Below are 24,248 nucleotides of genomic sequence, written 5' to 3'. Positions count from 1 at the left end.
TTTACAATATTTTCAGAATAATTTATGCACCAGCATGGCCGCTGATGCACCAAATTGGTCAGTGGGTGGTGCCAGCCGCGACTTTTACATCTTGTTTTGCAACAATAGCTTCGTTGATCATTACTTTTAACGCGCTTAGCACGGTTTCTTCGCTCATACTCGGTGCGCCATTATGGTGCACAGCTTGGCTTGGTAAATAAGGGATATGTACAAAGCCCCCTTTGATGTGTGGTTCATGCTCATTGATATGATGTAATAGACCATACATAACGTGATTACACACATATGTACCCGCTGTATTAGAAATGGCGGCTGGGATCTCACTTTGTTGCAGTGCTAATAACATGCGTTTGATAGGTAATTGTGCAAAATAAGCAGCAGGGGCATTATTGACGACGGGGTGATCAATGGGTTGCTTTCCTGCGTTGTCTTTAATTCGGGCATCATCAATATTAATCGCGATACGCTCTATGCTTATTTCACTGCGGCCACCGGCTTGGCCGATACATAATACTAGAACCGGATGATGCTGCTCTATGGCTTTATAAAGCACCTCTAATGAGGTATTAAACTCACACGGTAGCTCAAGGGCTATTACTCGGTGCTTAGCGATTAAATGTTCGTCGAGTTTGCTTACCGCTTGCCACGACGGATTGAGCGATTCGCCGCCAAATGGTGCAAACCCAGTTATCAATACGCAGGGCATGCTTGATGTCAGTTTAGTCATTAAAAACCACCATATACATTAAAATAATATTGACCGTTAATAAGGCCAGCGCAGTAGGTATTTGCACCTTTATAACATGGTATTTGTCTTTTAGGTCGAGTAATGCCGCTGGAATGATATTAAAGTTTGCTGCCATTGGCGTCATTAACGTTCCACAGTAACCACTGTACATCCCAATTGCTACCAGTGGTGCGGCGCTGGCGCCATGACCTTCGATTAAAAAAGGCATAGCAATACCCGCAGTCATTACCGGAAATGCAGCAAACGCATTTCCCATCACCATGGTAAATAACGCCATGCCAACACAATACAGCACCACCAGCATAAAACGATTCTCTGGCGCTATAAATAAAGTAACCAACTCTTTAATTGAGTCTCCTGTTTGCGCCACAATAAACACGCCACCAAGCATTGCTAGCATTTGTGGCAGTATTGCTGCCCAACCGATAGAATCTAGCAGCCGACGGGATTCAGTGACAGCTTCAATCGGATTTCCCCCAGTAATTTTCCAGCCAATAAGTAGCGCAGACACACACGCTATAGTGAGCGATGCGAGAGTTAAATGACGTTGATCAAGTAAGTAATAATCACCAATTGCGATACCATCAAAAGAAACAGTCAGTAATACCGTGATCACGGGTATCATTAATGCGGGAACAAATAATTTATTGCCCAGGCGAGAGGCCGATTGTGTTTGTTGCTGTTCAGTGAGTGGTTGATAACTGCCCATGCTTACTAGGTTTAAGCCCGCTAACAGGGCAATTAATACTACGCTCACACCAACCCATAAATAAGTGTTGGCTTTGCCGAACAAGGCAATCGATACATCACCAAATAAAAAACTGCTACCAAATAACAACCAAAATAATGCTGTAGTGAGCCTTTTTGGATGGTTTTTGTCTTGCAGCGTTCGAACAACTAAAAACATCACAACGAGACCAATTAATAAATAAATGTTCTCAATGGTGATAATTGTAGCGTTTGAGTTAGTTACATCGGTTGTTAGTACTTTACTCATCACACTTCCTGCTGTTTGTAGTGAGCAACAGCCAGAGCTATTTTTGCTTCTAAACGAGATAATCTAAATAAATGAATAATGAGTGCGGCAATGGCGGTCGGAATAGCCCATAAACCAATATGCAGCGGTTCAATACCGGCAATGCCGTTTTCCTTTAAGAAGGCATCCATCAATAGTACAGCACCAAAAGCAATGAAAATGTCTTCTCCAAAGAACATCGCAATATTATCAACGGCAGCTGCATGGGCGCTGATCATGTCTTTTATGGGTTTTGGCAGCTCACCGTGTTTATTGGTCGCGGCACCTAATGCCATGGGGGCTAATAATGGACGAACAGTTTGTGCTTGACCGCCAAGGCTTAATAACCCAAGGGCTGCTGAGCATTCTCGAACGATAAAATACAGGGCTAATATACGTGCGCTGGTGGCACTTTGAATTTGTGCAATCCAGTTTTTCGCATGCTGTTGTAAACCATAGCGCTCTAGCAGTGCGATAACGGGTAAAATAAGAATAAAGCTGGCCAGTTGACGAGAGTTCATAAACTTCTCGCCAAAGGTTTGCAAAAGGGTGAGGATATCTAAATTTACCGCCCAACCAGTTGCAAGGCCAGCAACGGTTACTACAATCAGTGGGTTAAAGCGCAAGGCAAATCCTAGCACAACCACTGGAATGCCAATTAATGGCCAATAATTAAGATCAAACATCATAGTTCCTACACTGTGCTGTGTTTATTATTATTTATTAAGCTGAGCTTTTATTTAGTGATTGGTTATCTGATGCTCAAGTTTTTTAGTGCAATAGTCAATTGTTGTAAGTGAGCGTCAAGTTTTCGCTGCGCAGTATTTGCAGCTGCTAGGTTGACGAATTCAAATATTACAAAGTCACCAGGTTTAAGTTGTGCAAATTGGTGTTGATCCGCACTTATTATAGTACCAAGTAGCGGGTATCCTCCGGTTGTTTGGCCATCATTTAGCAATACGATAGGCTCACCACTGGGTGTTAGTTGGATAGAGCCCGGACTAACAGCTAAAGAAGGCAATGAATGTGTATGCATTAATTGATTATGTTCCGTACTGAGCCTTACTCCCATACGATTACTTTGCGGACTGACTTGCCATTTCGTCTGGGCAAAAAAATCACTAAATTGTTGTGATAGTAATTGTTGATGTGGGCCTGAATGGACGCGGATCACACTGCGCTTAGCGGGGGCAATCGCTCCACGTTGCGGCCAATTGCCATCAAATGGCGTGATTGGGACTTGATCATTGGCTTGTAAAGGCGCGCCCGTTAGGCCACCAAAACCTGCTGCAATATCGGTGGCTGTTGAATTCATCACTGCATGACAATCAATGCCGCCTTTAATTGCGAGGTAGCTGCGAAAACCTTGCCGAGCTGTGGCAAATGTCAGTGTTTGTCCTTGCTCTACTGGATAACTCCAGCCGGGATAAATACTTACTCCATCAAGCTTTGCTTGCATATCAGCGCCATGCAGCGCAATAACAGTGGCACATTGAAACTGTAATTGCGCTAAGCCTAAAGTGATCTCAATAATACTTTGATTATCATCATTGCCCACTAAACGATTGGCAATGATCATTGCATAAGGGTCAAGCGCACCAGATTGGGCAATTCCTAAATGACGATAGCCATGACGGCCGAGATCTTGAATCGTCATTTGCATTCCGGGCTTTATTACGGTGATCATAATACCGACTCCTTAGTAATAAATTGCAGCGTATCGCCTGGTTGTATTGCGCATGGTGGAGTATTTTCACTGTCAAATAATGCAAAATCACTGTGGCCGATAATATGCCAACCACCGGGCGAATCAGCTGGGTAAATCGCGGTTTGATTAGCGCCAATGGCAACCGAACCTTTGGGCACTCGAGTTCGCGGCTGTGCTCTGCGCGGAGTATGTAATTGACTATTCAGACCGTGCAAATATGCAAAGCCTGGCTGAAAGCCTAAAAACAATACTTGATAATGCCCTTGGCTATGTATATCAATTACTTGTTGTGGCGATAAATTGTGATACTCAGCTACATAGTCTAGATCTGGGCCATAGTCACCACCGTATTGGGTAATAATTTTATGATGCTTACCCTGATAGTAGTGCGGATTTATATTTGCCCACCAAAGTGCTAACTGAGCTTGCCAGTGAGCAAGCGAAGTAGGGTCTATTAAATAAACTGTCAGCGAGTTCATTGCGGGTACTACATCTATAAAGGCGTCGCTGGTGTTGCATTGTTGCACTAGTGCCCAGATTTTTTTTTGAATGCTCAGACTGTCATCGTTTAGGGCAGTGGCATCAAGCAATATGCTGTTATTACTGAGGACACTAATAGTTGGAGAGATAGTTTGTTGATCCATAGCCAAATGTATTTATTATTCTTGAATACCTCAAACTAGCATATAACGTATGAAATGTTTATAGCGATGCGACTAGTTAACAACCTTGCAATATTAACATTACCCAGTGTAGCGCAAACACATTAGTTTGGTTATGGAATGTTCTGGACTAATACACGTAAACTAGATATGTGAGTCAGACTATAAAAAACTGTGGCATATCACTCACTATTGCTTAGAGTAGGTGTTTGATAATGCCACAGTTGTTATAACAACTAATGATGTTAGTAGAATGCATTAAGTTATAATAGCTTACTGCTAATTACTTAACAGCCACTCACTGAGCAAGCGCACACCATAACCTGTGCCGCCTGGTGAAATTTCATCTTTTCCTTTAGTTGCTAGTGCATTACCTGCAATATCTATGTGTACCCAACGAGTTTCACCAGCAAAATGTTGCAAAAAGCTGGCGGCCGTTGTTGCTCCGGGGCCACTTGAGCCTAGGTTTTTAAGATCGGCAATGTCTGAACTTAAGGTTTCTTTATATCCCAGCGGTAAGCGCCATAGGTTTTCGTTTACTTGCATTCCAGCTAAAGTGAGTTGCGTAACAAGCGTATCGTCATCAGAAAACACCGCCGCATAATCGTTACCTACGGCTTTGATTTTAGAGCCGGTAAGGGTGGCAACGTCTATCATGATCTCCGGCTTGAAATATTCACGTGCATACCACATTGCATCACTTAATACTAAGCGTCCTTCTGCATCAGTATTAACAATCTCAACGCTTAAACCTTCTGCGGTGCGAACCACATCACCAGGGGCAACAGCGTATTGCGACACCATATTGGCAGCCATACCCATAACGGCAACAATGTTTTTGTCAGCTTTTGCAAGCGCCATTGCTTTGATAGTCCCAAGTACAGCGGCGGCGCCAGCCATATCAGATTTCATACGCGCAATTGATGCGCCTGTTTTGATACTATAACCACCAGAGTCAAAGGTGATCCCTTTACCAACCAGAGCAATAGGGGTCGCGTTTGAGCCTTTGTAATGTGCAACGACTAAGCGAGCGCCTTGTTCGCTGCCACGCCCGACAGCTTCAAGTGCCCCCATACCTAGTTCTATTAATTGCTTAGGCTCTAAAATAGTGATTTCTACACCTAGAGACTCAAGCTCTTTTGCCGCACTAGCAAAGTCAACAGGAGTCATTTCGCTGGCCACTTCTGAGGTTAAATCACGTGCTAAAAACACTCCTGCTTGAATGCTTTCAAGTTCAGAATAGTTACGTTTTGTTTGCTTGGAATTACTAACGTCAAAATGATAACTGACAGTGTGAGTGTTCGGAGTTTGTTTATATTTTTCAAAACGATGGTCGCGTAAATTTGCACCGTGTGCAAAGTGAGCACTAAGTACACTGTTATTGTTTACGCCTTCAACGTCATCGAATGCAACCGCAGCAGTTGTTGTTTTACTGCTCATTAATCGCGCATGAATATTACCACCTAGTTTGGTCATTAACGCTCTATCAAGCTTATCTTGCTTACCGGTACCAACAATTAGCACGCGTTTATAGTCACTATTATAAGGTGCAATTAATTCAACAGTACTGGCGTATTTGCCACTAAAACTTTCATTTTCAATAGCGTGCTGTAATTGAGCATTGAACTTTTTATTGATTGAGTTAAATGCGGTATTGCTCCCATCCTCACTGTAAAACAACACTAATGCTTGTGCATTACTATCAAGCTTGGAAGAAAAATTAAACTCTGCAGCATGGCTTTGCGTACTAAGTGCAAGGGCAATTGATAATGCAGAAAAAGCAATAAGGTTTTTCATGTTTGTACCTTTATTAAATAAACACGTTTTACCTCATTTATTCGCATAGGTTAAGTCGGATTCGGTAAAGCCGCAATAATGAGCGATAAAATAACCCACATTCCTGAAATAATATGTTCTGCTTCAAGGTCTACTAAAATGAAGCAACAAATAGAAAGAGGTAGAGTATGTTGGCAGCAAAGAATTGGCTTAAATTAACCACTTTAACAATTTTGTTCAGTGCGGCAAGTTATGGTGTTTCCCTTAACAATGAAAAAGATAATGATATTCAAGCAACAATGCATTTAGAAACCATGGTACTTGGTTCTGGTTGCTTTTGGGGGGCAGAAAAACGTTATGAAGCGCTTCCTGGTGTAATTGATGCAAAGTCAGGCTATGCAGATGGTAAGGGTTTTAAAGCAACTTATCGTAATATTACCCAATCATCGCGCAAGTTCGATGAAAATAATTACGCTGAAGTTGTTCAGGTTACTTACAATAGCAATATAATCAGTGCTGCAACGTTATTAAAAAGTTACTTTGAAAGTCATGATCCAACGCAAAAAAATCGCCAAGGAAATGATATTGGCACGCAGTACCGTTCAATTATTTTAACTACTACTGAGCAACAAGCTGCACTGGCTGAAGAATTAAAACAGCAGTATCAAGATAAACTAACCCAAGCTGGTTATGGCTCTATAAAAACCATTATAAAACCATTAACGGTATTTTTTCCGGCTGAGGAATATCACCAAGACTACTTAGTTAAAAATCCTAATGGCTATTGCCCTGATCATTCAACAGGCGTTGTTTTTGAAAAACGCAGTGATGATAAAGTTGATAATACGGCTTTACTCGCAGGAAAGCAGATAGTGATCATTGATTCACGAGATTACTGCCCTTATTGTGAAAAACTCAAAAAAGATGTGTTAAATGATTATCAAGGAACCATTGCCGTCACTTATCGTAAAGCCGATCAACTTGATGGTTTAACGATTAAATCAGCGACCTGGGCCACCCCAACAATCTTATTTTTAGAAGATGGTAAAGAGGTTTATGGTCGCCAAGGTTATGTGTCTAGCGAAGAGTTTTATAAAGCACTTGGCGCATTTAAATTAGGGGATAGTGAAGCATATACAGTGGCATTTAAGGCCCGTACAGATAGTCCGTTTTGTAAACAGTACGATATTTTTAAAAATACCCCGGATGGTATTTTTATAGACAAACTCAGTGGTGTACCACTGTTTGATACTCGGGATCGGTTCAAATCGGGCACCGGGTGGCTGTCATTTACTCACCCTATCAAAGACAGTGTGACCATGCATGAAGACAATAGTTACGGTATGCAACGTATTGAAATTAAATCTAAATCTACGGGTATTCATTTAGGGCATTTGTTCCCAGGTGAAGGCCCAAAAGGTGAAGATCGTTATTGTATCAATGCAACTGTGTTAGATTTTGTCGCTCGCAAAGACACCTAACAGTTTAGAATAATGGCTGAGGAAATTGCAGAGTAAGGCTTCAAAATAAACTATTTTTACGATAAACCCATTGAGCTGGGTTTATCGTATTTAATGAGTTGTATATCAAATTATAAGAGTACAATTAATGTCGGATCATCACTGTTATTCGCTTTATTTTAAGTGTTTAAATGTGTCTAGCAGCCATTTTATAAATAGCTCAAGCTGTGCATTTGCCTCGCCAGGGTAGTGCTGTACTAAATAGTATTTATCCTTGGTTACTAATGGTTCATCAGTAAAGTTGCACAACCAGCCTTCGTCAAACCATGTTTGACTAATAGGCAAAGGAATTAGCGCTATACCCATACCTTGTTGCGCTGCACGGGCAACACCAAACATACTATCTACTTGTATAATTTGCTTGGGTGAAAAGTCATCAAGGCCTGCATGTTCAGCCCATTGATGCCAAGCCCAAGGACGCGCTTTGTGCAAAATTAACGGCACTTGTTGTAATGCTTCAAGTGGCTTTTTGTGCCACTGTTGCCAATTTTCTTTATTACAAGCCGGTGTGTATTGTAATGAAAACAGCTCGTGGACAACGCCTTCAATTGGCTTCGAAGACGACAGCACAATAGATAAATCACTTTGTTTAGTTAACTCTTTACGCGTTTTCATGGTGTTTAGTTGTAAATTGGTTTTAGGGTGCTCAACAGTCCACTCGCTCAGTTTCGGCATTAATAACTCACTGGCAAAAAACTCTGGCAAAGTAATGCTGATGGTTATATTTTCTTGCAGCTGACTAAATTCGTTAATGGTTTTTTCGAGTGCTTTTATAAGTGGTGATACCGAGTCATAAAAGTTTTTCCCCGCAGCTGTAAGTCTGATCGAGCGTGTTTGGCGCTCAAACAACTCAATCCCTAACTGTTCTTCTAGTTGCTTTATTTGATGACTAACAGCAGATGGAGTCAAATAAAGCTGATTGGCGGCTTCTTTAAAGCTTAGCGTTCTTGCCGCAAAACAAAATGAACGCAATCCTCTGATAGGTGTTTGCATAGTCGTTGCTAGTAATTCTCAATAACGTTAGTTAAGCAATTATTATCCCAATTTGCAAAAAACCTCTGCTTAAAGTATGGGAATAGGTAATATTTGCCAGAATGCCTAATAAATAGACTTTATTGGATTGTTTAATCTGCTATAAGTATTTAAATAGCTAATATATTAAGTTATTTCCGTTGCTTATTAAATTATATGTTTAAGCAATTTCAGTGATTTTCACAATCATGGGGCATTATACGCTATTTGTGTGACAAATTGGTGCAGCCAAAAAAAATCCCTCTTGCGAGGGATGCAACTCTTGTAATGAACTTTGAAGGGGCAATTTTAGTGTAATTGTGTGACGTAATAATACCTATTTGTGTACAAAAATAAAGTGGAGATATGAAGCACAACCAATCTTGATTAGACATTAATGTAACAAAACACAATAATAGTAGAAAAATGAAAAAGGATTTACTGATAATGTTTTGTACAAATTGTGGAAAGGAAAACCAAGATTCTAATAAGTTTTGCTTTAATTGTGGCCTTAGCTTAAAGGAAGTAATTACATTTAAAGCCTCTTGTACTAGTGAGCCTAAGAGCACTCACAATAATTTTCCATTAGTAACTATTCCGCAAAATAAACACTTCAATAAAGCCGTTATAGTTTTTATATTCTTGTTAGTTATTGCTGTTTTAGCCCCAGATAAAGAAGAAAGTGAATTTTACTCAGCTGAAGATAAATCAAGACTCTGTAGAGCTTATATAGGAACAGTTTTTCATAAACCATTTACTCATGTTTCTGCATACAATCAGCATGGTAATCATACCTATGTTGAATATACTAGAAACTCTGATATGACTAATTGGCAATATGTTTGTAATGTTACTGATAAGGAAATTGTATGGGCAGGATGGCAAAGTGATTTAAATGATTGGGGGCGTTGGAGGTATGAAGAACTAGGTAAATTGTCATATCGAGAAGATGAGAATATTGTAATAATTTCAGGTAAGAAAATAGATGTTACGAGAGTCTATTTGATGGATTGATAAGCATGGGTAAAAAAAATCCCTCTTGCGAGGGATTTTGGGTAACTCAGCGCCATTGGCACTGGGAATGAGGTCGGTACAAGGTGGACCTGAGCGTTAAATTAAAAAACCATCTCAGGGATTTCACCATCAACAAGTAATTTACCTGCTGTTTTACTAATAATTTCATCAACTGACACGCCCGGTGCGCGTTCTAAAAGATGAAATGCGCCGTCTTTGACTTCTAACACGGCTAAATCTGTTACTATTTTCTTCACACAGTTAACACCAGTTAAAGGTAAAGAGCAACTTTCTAGCAGTTTCGAGTCACCATGTTTACTTGCATGGGTCATAGTAACGATAATATTTTTTGCACCAGCGACAAGGTCCATCGCGCCGCCCATGCCTTTGATCAACTTTTTAGGGATCATCCACGATGCGATACTACCGTTTTGGTCAACTTCAAATGCACCTAGAACAGTTAAGTCTACATGACCTCCACGGATCATTGCAAAACTATCTGCACTATTAAATATGGCTGCGCCTTTAGCTGCTGTCACGGTTTCTTTACCTGCGTTGATCATATCTGCATCAAGCTCTGCTTTAGTAGGGTATTGCCCCATGCCTAGTAAGCCATTTTCAGACTGTAACATCACCTCAATGTTATCAGGTACGTAGTTTGCCACTAACGTAGGAATACCGATACCGAGGTTAACGTAATAACCGTCTTGTAGTTCTTGTGCAACGCGCATTGCGACTTGTTCACGTGATAATGCCATAATTATTGCTCCTTAATCGCGAGTGGTTACACGTTCAATGCGTTTTTCAAAGTTAGCTTTGATCACGCGATTAACAAAAATACCAGGGGTGTGAATTTGGCTTGGCTCAAGTTCGCCTGGTTCAACAATTTCTTCAACTTCAGCAACGGTAATTTTACCTGCTGTTGCGGCCATTGGGTTGAAGTTCATCGCCGTGTGTCGAAACACTAAATTACCATAACGGTCCGCTTTCCATGCTTTTACAATGGCAAACTCACCAGTGATTGATTCTTCTAAGATATAAGGGCGTCCGTTAAATTCTTTTACATCTTTACCTTCTGCCACAGGCGTACCGTAACCTGTTGCTGTATAAAAAGCAGGAATGCCAGCACCACCGGCACGCATTTTTTCAGCCAGCGTACCTTGCGGAGTAAGCTCTACATCAATTTCGCCGCTCAACAATTGCTGTTCGAATAGGGCATTTTCACCCACGTAGGAGGCAATAATTTTTTTAATTTGCTTGTCGTGCAATAAAATACCTAAACCAAAATCATCTACACCGCAGTTATTCGATACCACAGTAAGTTCTTTGGTTTGTTTACGTTTGATTTCGCTGATCAATCCCTCAGGGATACCGCATAAACCAAAACCACCAGCGATAATGGTATCGCCATCTTTTAAGCCTTCCATTGCAGCTTCATAACTTGAAACCACTTTATCGAAACCGGCCATGGGCCCACTCCTTATTTGTAATTATATGACTACTAATTTAAGGCTAAATATAGACTATTGATCAGTAGTTTGATTTTTAAGTGCCAAGGATACCTTGCTCACAGGTTGTTTATTTAATGCCGTGCAAATTGCCCAACCAGCTTTAGCCAGTCTTTCTAAATCAATTCCATGCTCTATGCCAAGTCCTTGTAGTAAGTAAACTACATCTTCAGTGGCAACATTTCCTGACGCACCCTTTGCATAAGGGCAGCCACCAAGGCCTGCAACCGCACTGTCAACCGTTGCTATACCTCGCTTTAAGGCAGTGTAAATATTTGTGAGCGCTTGACCATAAGTGTCGTGAAAATGAACAGCTAACAATGACTTATCAATTTCAGCTAGTAGCACGTCCAACAGCTCATCGACCTTTTTTGCGGTACCTACGCCAATAGTGTCACCTAGGCTTACTTCGTAACAACCAAGGTCTAATAACTTTTGACATACTTGTAGTACGCGCTGCGGATCGATATCGCCTTCGTATGGGCAGCCAAGCACACAACTAACATAACCACGAACACGAATATTATGTGATTTAGCAAAGGCCATTACATCAGTAAAGCGGGCTATGCTTTGGTCAATTGAGCAGTTAATATTTTTCTGACAAAAGGCTTCACTGGCAGCAGTAAAAATAGCAAATTCTTTAATACCTACAGCCTGGGCTGCTTCTGCACCTTTTAAGTTAGGCGTAAGTGCCGTTAAATTAGTCGTAGGTAAATCAAGCGCACTGATCACATTGCTGGAATCGGCCATTTGTGGTACCCATTTCGGTGATACAAATGCGCCTGCTTCAATGTCTTTAATACCTGCATCAGCAAGAGCGTTAATTAAGGTTACCTTATCTTGAGTAGTTACTGCACGCTCGTTTTGTAAGCCATCACGGGCACCCACTTCAACAATGCGAACATGACTTGGTAGTGTACTATTCATCTGCTGCGCTCTCATCGCTGACAATTGCTAATAGGGCACCATGACTCACCAGAGCACCTTCTGCAAAACAATAGCTTTGCAATACACCATCATGGGGGGCGGTGAGCGTATATTCCATTTTCATGGCTTCAATGATCACCACAGCATCACCTTTTGTGATGGTGCTGCCAACGTCAATAAGGTGTTTTACAACGGTACCGTTAAGTGGTGCTGCAAGCGGTAGGGCATCGCTTTCGTGATCACTGATATAGTGTTTATCAAAAATATCAAAGGTAGTTTGCAATGCTTTGTACATTACTGTGATGGTATTGTCTGCAGTAACCACATGGGCGATATGTTTATTGCCATTGATAAATACACTACACAGGTTATTGTCTATGCTGCCAGAGGTTGTATAGTCAACCTCATCGATGCGGACTGTGTACCCCGCTTGATGAGCTGTTGCAGTGATCGCATTATCAACGAATGGCACCTTGATTGTTGCTTCTGCATTGAGTTTAAAACCAGCTAGACTGTCCCATGCGTTCTGAGTTCCTTGACGATTAAGCCCAGTTAAATAGCTAAATGCAGCTATAATGCGGCTACTAACAGCGTGTTGTTGATCAACTTTAAGCAACGCATCGCCTTGCTCTTCAATAAAGTGAGTATCAGGAGCGCCTTGCTTAAAGGTTGCATGGTTAGCAAGGGTGTGTAAAAAGCTCACATTACAACTAAAGCCCGCTAAATGAAATTGTTCAAGGGCTGTGCTTAATCGTGCTAAAGCTTGCTCGCGCGAGTCATCATGAACGATCAATTTAGCGATCATAGGATCGTAAAATGGACTGATCTCATCCCCTTGCATGATCCCAGTATCAATGCGTACATACTCAGATTGAACTGGTATATACAAGCCATTGATGGTACCAGAGCAAGGAATAAAGTCATTGCTTGGATCTTCGGCGTAAATACGCGCTTCAAAGCTGTGGCCCTGTAATTGGATATCACTTTGTTGCATGGGTAATGGGTTACCTGCGGCGACGTTAATTTGCCAATTAACTAAATCGACACCAGTCACCATTTCAGTAACAGGGTGCTCAACTTGCAGCCGGGTGTTCATTTCCATAAAGAAGAATTCATCGCCACACAGTAAAAACTCCACCGTGCCTGCACCTCGGTAATTGATCGCAAGTGCGCAGCGTACAGCGGCTTCGCCCATTTCTTTACGTAGTTCGTCAGATAAACCAGGCGCAGGGGCTTCTTCAATCACCTTTTGATGGCGGCGTTGTAATGAACAATCACGATCACCTAAGTACACACAGTTACCGTGATTATCAGCAAACACTTGCACTTCAACATGGCGTGGTTTATTAACATAGCGCTCAAGTAGTACTAAGTCGTTACCAAAACCGGCGATTGCCTCACGCTGTGCACCTTGTAGAGCACTGATAAAGTCTTTTGCATGTTCAACCACGCGCATACCTTTACCACCGCCACCAAAGGCTGCTTTGATAAGCACTGGGTAACCAATTTTTTCAGCTTCAGCTTGTAAAAACGCAGGATCTTGTTTGTCACCATAATAACCAGGTACTAATGGTACATTCGCGGCTGCCATTATTTCTTTGGCGCGGGTTTTTGAGCCCATTGCTTCGATACTGCTCGCTGGTGGGCCTATAAACGCAATATTATTGGCTTCACAGGCCTTTGCAAATTCACTGTTCTCAGATAAAAAGCCGTAACCTGGGTGAATGCAATCAGCACCTGCATCCAGTGCTACTTGGATAATTTTATCAGCTACCAAATAGGAGTCTTTACTCGGCGCTGCGCCAATATGGTAGGCTTCATCGGCGAGTTTTACATGTTGTGAATTTTTATCTGCATCAGAGTAAACCGCCACAGTGGTTAAGCCCATTTGCTTTGCGGTACGCATAACCCGACAGGCAATTTCGCCGCGATTAGCAATAAGAATTTTTTGTAATGATTGTGTGCTCATGGTGATCCCTATTTTTGCCAATTTGGTGGGCGTTTTTCAAAAAAGGCAGATAACCCTTCTTGACCTTCTTCAGATACGCGAATTTTGGCGATACGCTCTGCGGTTAAATTTATGATTTGTTCATTAATATCATGGCCAGCTACATCGTTGATCAATTGTTTTGCTGCGCGAACCGCGACAGGGCCGTTGTTGATCAGTGTTTCGAGTAGTTGATCAAGCGCGCATTCAAGTTTACCGGTTACTTGATGAATTAAGCCTAATTGCTTGGCTGTGTGGGCATCAAAAATCTCAGCGGTTAAAAAATAACGACGTGCAGCGCGCTCGCCAATGGCTCTGATCACATACGGGCTGATTACAGCTGGAATAAGGCCAAGTTTTACTTCGCTTAAACAAAACTGTGCATTGTCTTGGCATATGGCTATGTCACAACAGGCAATTAAGCCCAGTGCGCCGCCAAATGCCGCGCCTTGCACAGCACATACCGTTGGCAGTGGGCTGCTGGCTAATACATGCATTAATTTGGCAAGTTGTTTTGAATCCGCAAGATTCTCACTGAAGTCATTGTTTGCCATGGACTTCATCCAATTAAGATCAGCCCCTGCAGAGAAATGCTCTCCCTCAGTTTTTAAAACAAGGGCGCGTACATTTAAGCTATTAGCATGCTCTATACATTGAATAAGTTCTTGGATCACTTGCTCGTTAAAGGCATTGCGCTTTTCAGGGCGACTTAAAACGAGTACAGCCACATTTGATTTAGTTATTTGTAGTGTTACTGACATACTCACGTCCTTACATTCTAAATACGCCGAATTGCGAATCACGTTTTGGTGCATTGGCTGCAGCACTGAGAGCTAAACCTAGCACACTTCGGGTATCTGCTGGATCGATGATACCGTCATCCCACAAACGGGCGCTGGCATAGTATGGATGACCTTGTTGCTCATATTGCTCGATAATCGGCTGTTTAAACTCGCTGATTTGCTGATCAGTCATGCTTTGGCCTTTGCGGGCTAAACCATCTTGCTTAACTTGCGCCATAACGCCTGCTGCTTGTTCGCCGCCCATCACAGAAATACGCGCATTAGGCCACATCCACATCATAGTCGGTTCAAACGCACGACCACACATGCCATAGTTACCTGCGCCATAAGAGCCGCCAATTAATACGGTAAATTTTGGAACATCAGCACACGAAACAGCCATCACCATTTTAGCGCCGTGTTTAGCAATGCCTTCGGCTTCGTATTTTTTACCTACCATAAAGCCGGTAATATTTTGTAAAAACACCAGTGGAATATTTCGTTGTGCGCACAGCTGTATAAAGTGCGCGCCTTTTTGAGCTGACTCACTAAACAAAATGCCATTGTTAGCAACAATCCCAACCGGATGACCATAGATTTTCGCAAACCCAGTCACTAAAGTATCGCCAAAGTAACGTTTAAACTCATCAAACGAAGAGTCATCCACGGTACGTGCAATCACTTCGCGAACATCAAATGGCTTTTTAAGATCGGTGCCAACAATGCCGTATAATTCGTTAATATCATAACGCGGTGCTTTTACTTGCTCTAATATTGGCGAAGTAGGGCGTTGATAATTAATTCGTTCAATACATTGGCGAGCAATTGATAACGCATGAGCGTCATTTTCAGCGTAATGATCGGCAACCCCTGATGTTTTACAGTGGACATCAGCGCCGCCAAGTTCTTCTGCGGTTACCTCTTCACCTGTAGCCGCTTTTACCAGCGGTGGGCCGGCTAAAAATATTGTGCCTTGCTCTTTTACAATGATGCTTTCGTCGGCCATTGCAGGCACGTACGCGCCACCTGCGGTACATAAACCCATAACGACTGCAATTTGTGGAATGCCTTTGCCCGACATACGCGCTTGATTATAAAAAATACGACCAAAGTGCAGTTTGTCAGGAAATACATCATCTTGCTCAGGTAGGTTGGCACCACCTGAATCAACCAAATATATACACGGTAGGTGACACCGCTCGGCAATATCTTGTGCGCGTAAATGTTTTTTAACGGTTAGTGGAAAATAGGTGCCGCCCTTAACTGTCGCATCATTGGCGATGATCATACATTCAACGCCTTTAACACGGCCAATACCAGCAACTACACCGGCACAAGGAATCGCTTGCTCATAAACACCAAAGGCTGCAAATTGTGAAATCTCTAAAAATGGTGAACCTTCGTCAAGTAAGGTACTAATGCGTTCACGCACGAACATTTTACCACGGCTTTCATGGCGTTCTATTAACGCTACGCCACCACCTTGGCTGATCTCGCTTACTTTATCGCGTAAATCATCAACCAGTGCCGCCATATTTTTATGATTTTGCAAAAACTGCGGGTCGTGAGGGTTGACGCTTGATTTTAAAATAGTCATAGCGCTTATCCTTAACGGCTTTCAGTAAATAATTCGCGACCAATTAGCATGCGACGAATTTCCGAGGTACCGGCACCAATTTCATAAAGCTTAGCGTCACGCAATAGGCGGCCAGTGGCGTATTCGTTGATATAACCGTTACCACCGAGAATTTGAATAGCATCAAGTGCCATTTTAGTTGCCAGCTCTGCCGCATATAAAATTGCGCCTGCGGCATCTTTACGGGTCGTTTCACCGCGATCACATGAACGCGCAACAGTGTATACATAAGAGCGGGCTGCATTCATTTGTGTATACATGTCGGCTACTTTGCCTTGTATCAGCTGAAATTGACCAATCGGTGTATCAAACTGCTTACGTTCATGAATATACGGTACTACAATATCCATACAGGCTTGCATGATCCCCAGCGGGCCTGCCGCTAGCACAACACGTTCATAATCAAGGCCACTCATTAGTACCTTAACGCCTTCGTTTAAATTGCCAAGAATATTCTCTTCTGGTACTTCACAGTTTTCGAACACTAATTCACAGGTATTTGAGCCGCGCATCCCGAGTTTGTCGAGTTTTTGGGCGGTAGAAAAACCAGGGAAATTACTCTCAACAATAAATGCGGTGATGCCTTTAGCGCCAGCGGTTAAATCAGTTTTAGCATAGATCACTAAAGTATGCGCATCTGGACCATTGGTGATCCACATTTTATTACCGTTTAAAATGTACTTATCGCCTTTTTTCTCGGCTTTAAGTTTCATTGATACTACGTCAGAGCCTGCGTTTGGCTCACTCATGGCAAGGGCACCAATGTGCTCACCACTAATTAATTTAGGTAAGTATTTTTCTTTTTGTGCTTGCGTGCCATTGCGATTAATTTGATTAACACACAGGTTAGAATGAGCACCGTAACTTAGGCCGATAGAGGCACTCGCTCGGCTAATTTCTTCCATTGCGATTACGTGTTCAAGGTAACCAAGACCGGCACCACCGAGCTCTTCGGGTACGGTCATACCTAGTAAGCCCATTTCGCCAAGTTGTGGCCAAAGCTGATTAGGAAACGCATTATCAAGATCGGTTTTTTCAGCTAAAGGGGCAATTTCTTGGCTAGCAAAACTGTTTACATGATCGCGGATCATATCTGCGGTTTCGCCAAGGCCAAAGTTCATTTCTTTATATAGTGAAATAGTGCTCATGATTCATTCCTGTGTGAGAGACTGTTAATGAATAGTCATTTAATCGTTATTGTTTAAAGCTAGTTATTCATCTAATTGATTTAAGGTGTCGCGACAACGACGCTCTGCGGTTACTAATTCCATCAAGACAACTTTAATGTCATCCATTTGTTGGCTTAGATCAGCTTTTTTATCTGAAATTAAGTCAAGCATAGTCACTAACTGTTTAGCGCTGGATTTATCGGCATCATAAAGTTCAAACAAACGGCCTGTTTCAGCTAAGGTAAAACCTAACCGCTTGCCACGTAAAATAAGTTTTAAACGCACTTTATCGCGTTTTGAATAAATACGGGTTTGGCCATTACGCTCAGGTGAAATTAAGCCCTGATCTTCATAAAAGCGAATTGAGCGGGTGGTTATATCAAACTCTTTAGCCAGTTCACTGATACTAAAGGTTTGTTCATTGCTTGCCGGTTCGGCGGCTGAACTTGCAAAGTTTGTTTGATTATCTTGATTCATAGTGTTTTTACCTCATTCGAATAACTCCAATATAAGTGAAGTTTACGTAAAGGTAAAGTGGATTGTAGAACTTATACTTTAGACTAATAACCTAAAGCCATAAATAGCAGGTGTAACCTGTATTAATGCAGCTTGCAGGGGCGCTGTTTGTATTAGGCTACAGCAAAATAAAGATATGTTTACACTTTCGTTGGGCGCAAAAACCTTGATTTTAGATTTACGTTGGCGTAAACGTAAATATTATGTATGCTCATAAGCAGATTATAAATTACAGTGTTTGGCTAATCTCTGCATATGAATATAGCCAATTATAAAATGGAGCCTTTTTTATGACTACCGAAGCCGTTGTTATTGTAGCAGCAAAACGCACCCCAATGGGTGGTTTTATGGGAGCCCTTAGTGATGCAGCCGCCACTGAGTTAGGTGCAACAGCCATTGCCAGTGCGCTTGCTGACACCGGATTAAGCGATACAGCTATTGATGAAGTGATCATGGGCTGTGTATTACCGGCAGGTTTAGGTCAAGCGCCAGCACGTCAAGCAATGTTAAAAGCAGGTCTTGCGCGCAGTACTGGCGCTACGACCATCAACAAAGTATGTGGTTCAGGTTTAAAGGCCGCCATGCTTGCACATGATTTAATTAAAGCCGGTTCAATTAACAGCGCGGTTGCAGGTGGCATGGAAAGCATGACTAACTCGCCATATTTTATTCCTAAAGCGCGTGGCGGTATGCGTATGGGCCATGGCGAAATTAAAGATCACATGATGAGTGATGGCCTAGAAGACGCATACGATAATAAAGCGATGGGCTGTTTTGCTCAAGATACGGCTGATGAATACGGTATTGGCCGCAAGCAAATGGATGAATTTGCACTTAATTCACTGACCAAAGCCAATGCAGCGATTGCAAATGGCGATTTTGTAAATGAAATTGCGCCGCACACTATTAGCTCTCGCAAGGGCGATGTAACCATCAGCATTGACGAGCAACCAGGTAATGCGCGCCCAGAAAAAATTCCCGGTTTGCGTGCTGCGTTTAAAAAAGACGGCACCATCACTGCTGCTAATTCATCGTCAATTTCAGACGGTGGCGCAGCCCTTATTTTAATGAGTGAATCGCACGCCAAAGCACAAGGGCTTACGCCACTGTGTCGTATTGTTGCGCACAGTACCCATTCTCAAAAACCAAGTGAGTTTACTCTTGCTCCTGTTGGCGCAATGAATAGTTTGCTTGCAAAAGCAGGCTGGACAACTGACGACGTTGACTTATGGGAAATTAACGAAGCATTCGCCATGGTAACAATGTTGGCGATTAATGAATTAAAACTTGATGCCAGCAAAGTGAATGTTAATGGTGGTGCTTGTGCACTTGGCCACCCAATTGGTGCTAGCGGCGCACGTATTTTAGTGACACTTATCCATGCTCTTAAAAATCGTGGCCTGAAAAAAGGCGTAGCGTCTTTATGTATTGGCGGTGGCGAGGCGGTCGCACTGGCAGTTGAAGCACTATAAATTAGTTAAATTTAAACTCTTACAGCCGTAGGCTCTTTTAACAATAACTACTGCGGCTTAATTTATTACCCTCTGGGGAGGAGTGCGTTATGCACCAAGTACCATTACTGATCAACGGCGAATTTGTTCAATCAACATCAGATCAACTGATTGACGTTATTAATCCAGCAAACCAAGAAGTGTTAGCACAAGTACCGTGTGCTACCGATGCTGAAATGGATGCGGCTATCGCATCAGCCAAAGACACCTTTAAAAGCTGGAAAGATGTGCCAATTACTGAACGTGCGCGCATTATGATGAAGTATGCAGCACTTTTAAAAGAGCACCACGATGAACTAGCCACCATTATTTGCCATGAATTAGGCAAAACCTTTGAAGATGCCAAAGGCGATGTTTGGCGTGGTATTGAAGTGGTTGAGCAAGCAGCTAATGCGCCATCTTTAATGATGGGCGAAACCATGGAAAACGTGGCCCGTAAAATCGATACTTACTCATACATGCAACCACTGGGTGTGTGCGCGGGTATTACGCCGTTTAACTTCCCAGCGATGATCCCACTATGGATGTTCCCACTGGCGATTGTCTGTGGTAACACCTTTATTTTAAAACCCTCTGAGCAAGATCCGCTGACGCCAATGCGACTCGCTGAACTGTTCATTGAAGCCGGCGCACCTGCAGGTGTACTACAAGTTGTTCATGGCACTAAAGTACAAGTTGACCGCTTATTAGAAGATCCCGCAGTACGCGCAATTTCGTTTGTTGGCTCGTGTGGCGTAGGTGAATACATTTACTCTAAAGGCACTGCTAATTTAAAACGTGTACAAGCCTGTGTCGGTGCTAAAAACCACATGGTGATCATGCCTGATGCAAGTCGCTCACATGTAGTTAATAACCTTGTTGGTGCCTCTGTTGGTGCTGCGGGTCAGCGTTGTATGGGTATTTCAGTGGCGGTGTTTGTTGGCCAAGCGAAAGACTGGGTTGAAGACATCAAAGCTGGTTTTGCCAATGTGCGCCCGGGTGTGTGGGATGACAAAGATGCAGCCTATGGTCCGCAAACATCGACCGCAGCCAAAGCGCGTATTTTGTCACTGATTGCACAAGGTAAAGAGCAAGGTGCAACGTGTTTAATTGATGGCTCTGATTTTACTGTTGCAGGCTATGAAAAAGGTAACTGGGTAGGACCTACCTTATTTACTGACGTCACCACTGAGATGGATTTATACAAAGAAGAAATTTTTGGCCCAGTACTGGCGTGTATGTTTGTTGATTCGCTTGATGAAGCAATCGCGCTTATAAATGATTCTCCATTTGGGAATGGCACGTCGTTATTCACCTCAAGTGGTGCGGTTGCGCGTAAGTTCCAACATGAGATTGAAGTCGGCCAAGTGGGTATTAACGTACCAATTCCTGTGCCACTGCCATTCTTTTCGTTCACCGGTTGGAAAGGTTCATTCTATGGCGATACGCATACGTACGGTAAGCAAGGTATTCGTTTTTATACTGAGACCAAAACAATTACTTCACGTTGGTTTGAAGACGAGATTGCCTCTGGTCCAAACATGAGCATTAATCTTAAATAACTAATTTAACTTACTCCACATAATAAAAAAGAGGGGCACGAAGGCTATTTCACACACAATATTGCCTTCGTTGCTCTTCACGAATATCTAATTTGACAACGCAATTATAAACAAGAGGTCTCCAATGGACTTTAATTTAACTGAAGATCAGCAAGCATTTGCTCAAACAGCTCGTCAATTCGCAGAATCAGCACTGGCTCCTTATGCAGCAAAATGGGACCGCGAACATATTTTTCCAAAAGATACCATTAAAGCTGCAGGTGAACTGGGTTTCTGTGGTTTGTATACGCCAGAGGAAGCAGGCGGTTTAGGCCTGTCGCGCTTAGATTCAAGTATTATTTTTGAACAGTTGGCGATGGGTTGTACAGCTACAACCGCAATGTTGACCATTCACAATATGGCGACCTGGATGATTGCAAGTTTTGGTACTGAGCAAACAAAAGCTCAATATTGTGATCAACTTGTTATGGGTGAGCTACTAGCTTCTTATTGTTTAACAGAGCCTGGTTCAGGCTCCGATGCAGCCTCATTGAAAACAAAAGCGGTTCGTGATGGCGATGATTACGTGATCAATGGCTCAAAAATGTTTATCTCAGGCGCAGGCGAGACCGAAGTGTTAGTAGTTATGGCGCGTACTGGCGGTGAAGGTGCGGCGGGTATTTCTGCGTTTGTAGTACCGGCTGATGCCAAAGGCGTTGAATACGGTAAAGCAGAAGAAAAAATGGGCTGGAATGCGCAGCCAACACGACTAATTAGTTTTGAAGATGTACGCATACCTGCTCATAATTTATTAGGTCAAGAAGGTGAAGGCTTTAAGTTTGCAATGCAAGGCCTTGATGGCGGGCGTATTAATATTGCAACTTGTTCAATTGGCACTGCCCAAGCGGCACTTGAAACAGCCCGTGAATACTTAAAAGAACGCACACAATTTGGTAAACCGTTGGCTGCTTTTCAAGCGCTGCAATTTAAAATTGCCGATATGAATACCGAGCTTGTTGCGGCGCGTCAAATGGTGCGTTTAGCGGCTTTTAAACTTGATAATAATGACAGCGAAAAAACTACTTATTGCGCCATGGCAAAGCGTTTTGCCACTGATGTCGGTTTTACTGTGTGTAATGACGCACTACAAATTCATGGTGGTTATGGTTATATCAAAGAATACCCACTGGAGCGCCACGTTCGTGATGTGCGCGTTCATCAAATTCTTGAAGGTACTAACGAGATCATGCGGGTGATTATTGCACGCCGTATTTTAGCTGAATCAGCAGCCGATATTCTATAAGGAGCGCGAAATGTCAAACCCAAGTATTGAATTAACCATTGAAGGTCACGTAGCGATTTTAACCATGTCTAATCCGCCAGCGAATACCTGGACTAAAGACACGTTAATTGCCTTAAAAAATATGGTAAATGAGCTCAATGGCAATAAAAATGTTTACTCCTTAGTGATCACCGGTGAAGGTGAAAAATTCTTCAGTGCTGGTGCTGATTTAAATGTATTTGCTGGTGGCGATAAAGGCGTAGCAGCGACTATGTCGCAAGTATTTGGTGACGCATTTGAAGCATTAACTGCATTTAGAGGTGTATCCATTGCCGCGATCAATGGCTATGCCATGGGTGGTGGTCTAGAAGTGGCGTTAGCATGTGATATTCGCATTGCAGAAGAGCAAGCACAAATGGCACTACCAGAAGCCAAAGTAGGTTTACTACCGTGTGCGGGTGGCACGCAAAACCTAGCATGGTTAGTTGGTGAAGGCTGGGCTAAACGTATGATCTTATGTGGTGAGCGTCTAAAAGCAGATAAAGCCCTACAAATCGGCTTAGTTGAAGAAGTGGTACCACAAGGCGAAAGTCTTGCTGTGGCACTTAAATTAGCTACTCAAGTGGCAGATCAAAGTCCTGTTGCTGTTAGTGCCTGTAAAACCCTGATCCAAAAGGGCCGCACTCAGCCAATGGCGCATGTATTACCGCTTGAACGTGAATTATTTATTGGTTTGTTTGATACACAAGATCAACAAGAAGGGGTGAATGCCTTCCTAGAAAAACGCAAAGCAAATTGGGTGAATGGCTAATGATTGAGTTAACGCAATTAAATTCACCAGATGCGCCCGTGGTGTTTGAAACTGCGAGCGCTGCAAACGGTTCACTCATTGGTTTTGCCACGCTCAACTCCCCTAAATCGTTAAATGCACTTAATTTTGAGATGATCAAATTATTAGCGCCGCAACTTAACGCATGGGCGGCTGACAGTAATGTAGCGATGGTGATACTTAAAGGGGCAGGGGATAAAGCATTTTGTGCCGGTGGTGATGTAGTCAGCCTGCATAATGCTATGAACAGCGGTGAACCGGCAAATCTAATAGAAGATTACTTTGCTCACGAATATCGCCTTGACCACCTCATTCATTGTTATGATAAACCGATCCTTGTTTGGGGTAATGGTATTGTGATGGGCGGCGGTTTAGGCTTAATGGCGGGTGCAAGTCATCGTGTGGTAACTGAGAACTCACGTATAGCTATGCCTGAGCTAACAATTGGTTTATACCCAGATGTAGGCGGCAGTTATTTTCTACATAAAATGCCTGAACATGTCGGCTTATTTTTGGGGTTAACTGCAGCGTCTATTAATTGTGACGATGCAATGTATGTGGCATTAGCTGATCACTACCTCAAGGCGGATAAATACGACACTCTGATTGAGCAATTGTGCAGCATTAAGTGGGGTAAAACGGCTTCATTGAATCACGAGAAGCTGACCAGTTTACTTACCGAACTTGATAATGTTTCTGGGCGTATGCCAAAAGGCAATGTAAAGGCGCATTTAGCCACCATTCAAAAATTGGGTGAGCTTACTGATCTACGCGATAAAGTAAATTATATCTTAAATCTAGAAACTGACGATACGTGGCTTACCCGAGCGCAAAAAGCATTAAAGCATGGTTGCCCGCTCAGTTGCGCCTTAGTTGAGCGTCAACTTGCCAGTTCAAAAGGAAAAAGTTTAGGCGAATGCTTTCAAATGGAACTGGGTATGTCGGTTCGCTGTGGTGAAGTCGGCGAGTTTCAAGAAGGTATTCGTGCGTTACTGATTGATAAAGACGGCGCGCCTAATTGGCAGTTTAAAACGCTTGAACAGATCCCTGATGAATTAGTCGAGAGTTTTTTTGTTCAACGTTGGGATCACGACTCACATCCACTAAAACAACTTACACAAGGATAA

Annotated in this window: 22 protein-coding genes; 7 read left to right on the top strand and 15 right to left on the bottom strand. The window is 42.6% G+C overall.

Translation table 11 applies throughout. From position 1 onward, the window contains the following. Positions 1-58: 58 nt before the first annotated feature. The 6 genes from pcp to FW757_RS08145 form a co-directional block, all read right to left on the bottom strand. Complete coding sequence (gene pcp / locus FW757_RS08170) at positions 59-727, bottom strand: pyroglutamyl-peptidase I (RefSeq protein WP_220491294.1); 669 nt, start codon at positions 725-727, stop codon at positions 59-61. After that, complete coding sequence (locus FW757_RS08165; RefSeq protein ID WP_182767437.1) at positions 720-1,745, bottom strand: DUF979 domain-containing protein; 1,026 nt, start codon at positions 1,743-1,745, stop codon at positions 720-722. Before FW757_RS08165 ends, pcp begins: the two co-directional genes overlap by 8 nt. Further along, entirely contained in the window at positions 1,745-2,449 is a 705-nt protein-coding gene (locus tag FW757_RS08160; RefSeq protein WP_145233413.1) for a DUF969 domain-containing protein, read from the bottom strand. The genes FW757_RS08165 and FW757_RS08160 overlap by 1 nt, the downstream gene beginning before the upstream one ends. Before the next feature lie 65 nt (positions 2,450-2,514). Beyond that, a complete protein-coding gene (locus FW757_RS08155; protein WP_446441085.1) occupies positions 2,515-3,450 on the bottom strand; it encodes a 5-oxoprolinase subunit C family protein in 936 nt (311 codons plus the stop codon). After that, a complete protein-coding gene (gene pxpB / locus FW757_RS08150; RefSeq protein WP_182719003.1) occupies positions 3,447-4,115 on the bottom strand; it encodes a 5-oxoprolinase subunit PxpB in 669 nt (222 codons plus the stop codon). The genes FW757_RS08155 and pxpB overlap by 4 nt, the downstream gene beginning before the upstream one ends. A gap of 297 nt (positions 4,116-4,412) precedes the next feature. Beyond that, the gene (locus tag FW757_RS08145) at positions 4,413-5,930 is read right to left on the bottom strand and encodes a leucyl aminopeptidase (protein WP_182719002.1); all 1,518 of its coding nucleotides are present in this window, start codon (positions 5,928-5,930) and stop codon (positions 4,413-4,415) included. Between the two features lie 167 nt (positions 5,931-6,097). Here FW757_RS08145 and msrA point away from each other — a divergent pair, with 167 nt between their 5' ends. Beyond that, positions 6,098-7,390, top strand: a complete 1,293-nt coding sequence (gene msrA / locus FW757_RS08140; protein ID WP_182719001.1) for a peptide-methionine (S)-S-oxide reductase MsrA — start codon at positions 6,098-6,100, stop codon at positions 7,388-7,390. 153 nt (positions 7,391-7,543) lie between these two features. Here the strand turns inward: msrA and FW757_RS08135 are convergent, their stop codons facing one another. Next, entirely contained in the window at positions 7,544-8,422 is an 879-nt protein-coding gene (locus FW757_RS08135; protein ID WP_145233266.1) for a LysR family transcriptional regulator, read from the bottom strand. Positions 8,423-8,866: 444 nt separating this feature from the next. Between FW757_RS08135 and FW757_RS08130 the strand changes: the two genes are divergently transcribed. After that, complete coding sequence (locus FW757_RS08130; protein ID WP_145233268.1) at positions 8,867-9,454, top strand: zinc-ribbon domain-containing protein; 588 nt, start codon at positions 8,867-8,869, stop codon at positions 9,452-9,454. Between the two features lie 101 nt (positions 9,455-9,555). Here FW757_RS08130 and FW757_RS08125 read toward each other — a convergent pair whose 3' ends face one another. The 8 genes from FW757_RS08125 to FW757_RS08090 all read right to left on the bottom strand — a co-directional run bounded on the left by FW757_RS08125 (position 9,556) and on the right by FW757_RS08090 (position 17,940). Further along, positions 9,556-10,212, bottom strand: coding sequence for a 3-oxoacid CoA-transferase subunit B (locus FW757_RS08125; RefSeq protein WP_145233269.1), 657 nt, complete (start codon positions 10,210-10,212; stop codon positions 9,556-9,558). A 12-nt stretch (positions 10,213-10,224) separates the two neighbouring features. Beyond that, positions 10,225-10,923, bottom strand: coding sequence for a CoA transferase subunit A (locus FW757_RS08120; RefSeq protein WP_446441084.1), 699 nt, complete (start codon positions 10,921-10,923; stop codon positions 10,225-10,227). Positions 10,924-10,977: 54 nt separating this feature from the next. Then, positions 10,978-11,889, bottom strand: a complete 912-nt coding sequence (locus tag FW757_RS08115) for a hydroxymethylglutaryl-CoA lyase (protein ID WP_182783603.1) — start codon at positions 11,887-11,889, stop codon at positions 10,978-10,980. Beyond that, the gene (locus tag FW757_RS08110) at positions 11,882-13,858 is read right to left on the bottom strand and encodes an acetyl/propionyl/methylcrotonyl-CoA carboxylase subunit alpha (RefSeq protein ID WP_182794775.1); all 1,977 of its coding nucleotides are present in this window, start codon (positions 13,856-13,858) and stop codon (positions 11,882-11,884) included. The genes FW757_RS08115 and FW757_RS08110 overlap by 8 nt, the downstream gene beginning before the upstream one ends. An 8-nt stretch (positions 13,859-13,866) precedes the next feature. After that, positions 13,867-14,637, bottom strand: coding sequence for an enoyl-CoA hydratase/isomerase family protein (locus FW757_RS08105; RefSeq protein ID WP_145233273.1), 771 nt, complete (start codon positions 14,635-14,637; stop codon positions 13,867-13,869). Between the two features lie 10 nt (positions 14,638-14,647). Beyond that, entirely contained in the window at positions 14,648-16,255 is a 1,608-nt protein-coding gene (locus FW757_RS08100) for a carboxyl transferase domain-containing protein (protein WP_145233274.1), read from the bottom strand. Positions 16,256-16,266: 11 nt separating this feature from the next. Further along, the gene (locus FW757_RS08095; RefSeq protein WP_145233275.1) at positions 16,267-17,442 is read right to left on the bottom strand and encodes an isovaleryl-CoA dehydrogenase; all 1,176 of its coding nucleotides are present in this window, start codon (positions 17,440-17,442) and stop codon (positions 16,267-16,269) included. 63 nt (positions 17,443-17,505) lie between these two features. Beyond that, a complete protein-coding gene (locus FW757_RS08090) occupies positions 17,506-17,940 on the bottom strand; it encodes a MerR family transcriptional regulator (RefSeq protein ID WP_145233276.1) in 435 nt (144 codons plus the stop codon). Between the two features lie 329 nt (positions 17,941-18,269). Here FW757_RS08090 and FW757_RS08085 point away from each other — a divergent pair, with 329 nt between their 5' ends. From FW757_RS08085 to FW757_RS08065, 5 genes are all read left to right on the top strand, one after another. Further along, positions 18,270-19,451, top strand: a complete 1,182-nt coding sequence (locus FW757_RS08085) for a thiolase family protein (protein WP_182740123.1) — start codon at positions 18,270-18,272, stop codon at positions 19,449-19,451. Positions 19,452-19,540: 89 nt separating this feature from the next. Next, on the top strand, positions 19,541-21,031 hold the full coding sequence (locus FW757_RS08080; protein WP_145233279.1) for a CoA-acylating methylmalonate-semialdehyde dehydrogenase: 1,491 nt from the start codon (positions 19,541-19,543) through the stop codon (positions 21,029-21,031). Between the two features lie 124 nt (positions 21,032-21,155). Further along, positions 21,156-22,313: an acyl-CoA dehydrogenase family protein gene (locus FW757_RS08075; protein ID WP_145233281.1), complete on the top strand. Its 1,158-nt coding sequence runs from the start codon at positions 21,156-21,158 to the stop codon at positions 22,311-22,313. 10 nt (positions 22,314-22,323) lie between these two features. Then, positions 22,324-23,103 (top strand): enoyl-CoA hydratase, encoded by a 780-nt coding sequence (locus FW757_RS08070; RefSeq protein ID WP_182831479.1) that lies wholly within the window; start codon positions 22,324-22,326, stop codon positions 23,101-23,103. Beyond that, positions 23,103-24,248, top strand: a complete 1,146-nt coding sequence (locus tag FW757_RS08065) for an enoyl-CoA hydratase/isomerase family protein (RefSeq protein ID WP_446441083.1) — start codon at positions 23,103-23,105, stop codon at positions 24,246-24,248. The genes FW757_RS08070 and FW757_RS08065 overlap by 1 nt, the downstream gene beginning before the upstream one ends.

The sequence above is a fragment of the Pseudoalteromonas sp. 1181_04 genome (assembly GCF_052850545.1).
The sequence above is the reverse complement of the archived record's forward strand: the minus strand, read 5'-3'. Positions and strand labels throughout refer to the sequence as shown.

Bases quoted from the DNA above. Each gene is read 5' to 3' on its own strand.
- pcp (WP_220491294.1), bottom strand. From the start codon at position 727: ATGACTAAACTGACATCAAGCATGCCCTGCGTATTGATAACTGGGTTT.
- FW757_RS08155 (WP_446441085.1), bottom strand. From the start codon at position 3,450: ATGATCACCGTAATAAAGCCCGGAATGCAAATGACGATTCAAGATCTC.
- pxpB (WP_182719003.1), bottom strand. From the start codon at position 4,115: ATGGATCAACAAACTATCTCTCCAACTATTAGTGTCCTCAGTAATAAC.
- FW757_RS08075 (WP_145233281.1), top strand. From the start codon at position 21,156: ATGGACTTTAATTTAACTGAAGATCAGCAAGCATTTGCTCAAACAGCT.
- FW757_RS08090 (WP_145233276.1), bottom strand. From the start codon at position 17,940: ATGAATCAAGATAATCAAACAAACTTTGCAAGTTCAGCCGCCGAACCG.
- FW757_RS08125 (WP_145233269.1), bottom strand. From the start codon at position 10,212: ATGGCATTATCACGTGAACAAGTCGCAATGCGCGTTGCACAAGAACTA.
- FW757_RS08160 (WP_145233413.1), bottom strand. From the start codon at position 2,449: ATGTTTGATCTTAATTATTGGCCATTAATTGGCATTCCAGTGGTTGTG.
- FW757_RS08070 (WP_182831479.1), top strand. From the start codon at position 22,324: ATGTCAAACCCAAGTATTGAATTAACCATTGAAGGTCACGTAGCGATT.
- msrA (WP_182719001.1), top strand. From the start codon at position 6,098: ATGTTGGCAGCAAAGAATTGGCTTAAATTAACCACTTTAACAATTTTG.
- FW757_RS08105 (WP_145233273.1), bottom strand. From the start codon at position 14,637: ATGTCAGTAACACTACAAATAACTAAATCAAATGTGGCTGTACTCGTT.
- FW757_RS08100 (WP_145233274.1), bottom strand. From the start codon at position 16,255: ATGACTATTTTAAAATCAAGCGTCAACCCTCACGACCCGCAGTTTTTG.
- FW757_RS08110 (WP_182794775.1), bottom strand. From the start codon at position 13,858: ATGAGCACACAATCATTACAAAAAATTCTTATTGCTAATCGCGGCGAA.
- FW757_RS08130 (WP_145233268.1), top strand. From the start codon at position 8,867: ATGAAAAAGGATTTACTGATAATGTTTTGTACAAATTGTGGAAAGGAA.
- FW757_RS08145 (WP_182719002.1), bottom strand. From the start codon at position 5,930: ATGAAAAACCTTATTGCTTTTTCTGCATTATCAATTGCCCTTGCACTT.
- FW757_RS08095 (WP_145233275.1), bottom strand. From the start codon at position 17,442: ATGAGCACTATTTCACTATATAAAGAAATGAACTTTGGCCTTGGCGAA.
- FW757_RS08165 (WP_182767437.1), bottom strand. From the start codon at position 1,745: ATGAGTAAAGTACTAACAACCGATGTAACTAACTCAAACGCTACAATT.
- FW757_RS08135 (WP_145233266.1), bottom strand. From the start codon at position 8,422: ATGCAAACACCTATCAGAGGATTGCGTTCATTTTGTTTTGCGGCAAGA.
- FW757_RS08065 (WP_446441083.1), top strand. From the start codon at position 23,103: ATGATTGAGTTAACGCAATTAAATTCACCAGATGCGCCCGTGGTGTTT.
- FW757_RS08080 (WP_145233279.1), top strand. From the start codon at position 19,541: ATGCACCAAGTACCATTACTGATCAACGGCGAATTTGTTCAATCAACA.
- FW757_RS08115 (WP_182783603.1), bottom strand. From the start codon at position 11,889: ATGAATAGTACACTACCAAGTCATGTTCGCATTGTTGAAGTGGGTGCC.
- FW757_RS08085 (WP_182740123.1), top strand. From the start codon at position 18,270: ATGACTACCGAAGCCGTTGTTATTGTAGCAGCAAAACGCACCCCAATG.
- FW757_RS08120 (WP_446441084.1), bottom strand. From the start codon at position 10,923: ATGGCCGGTTTCGATAAAGTGGTTTCAAGTTATGAAGCTGCAATGGAA.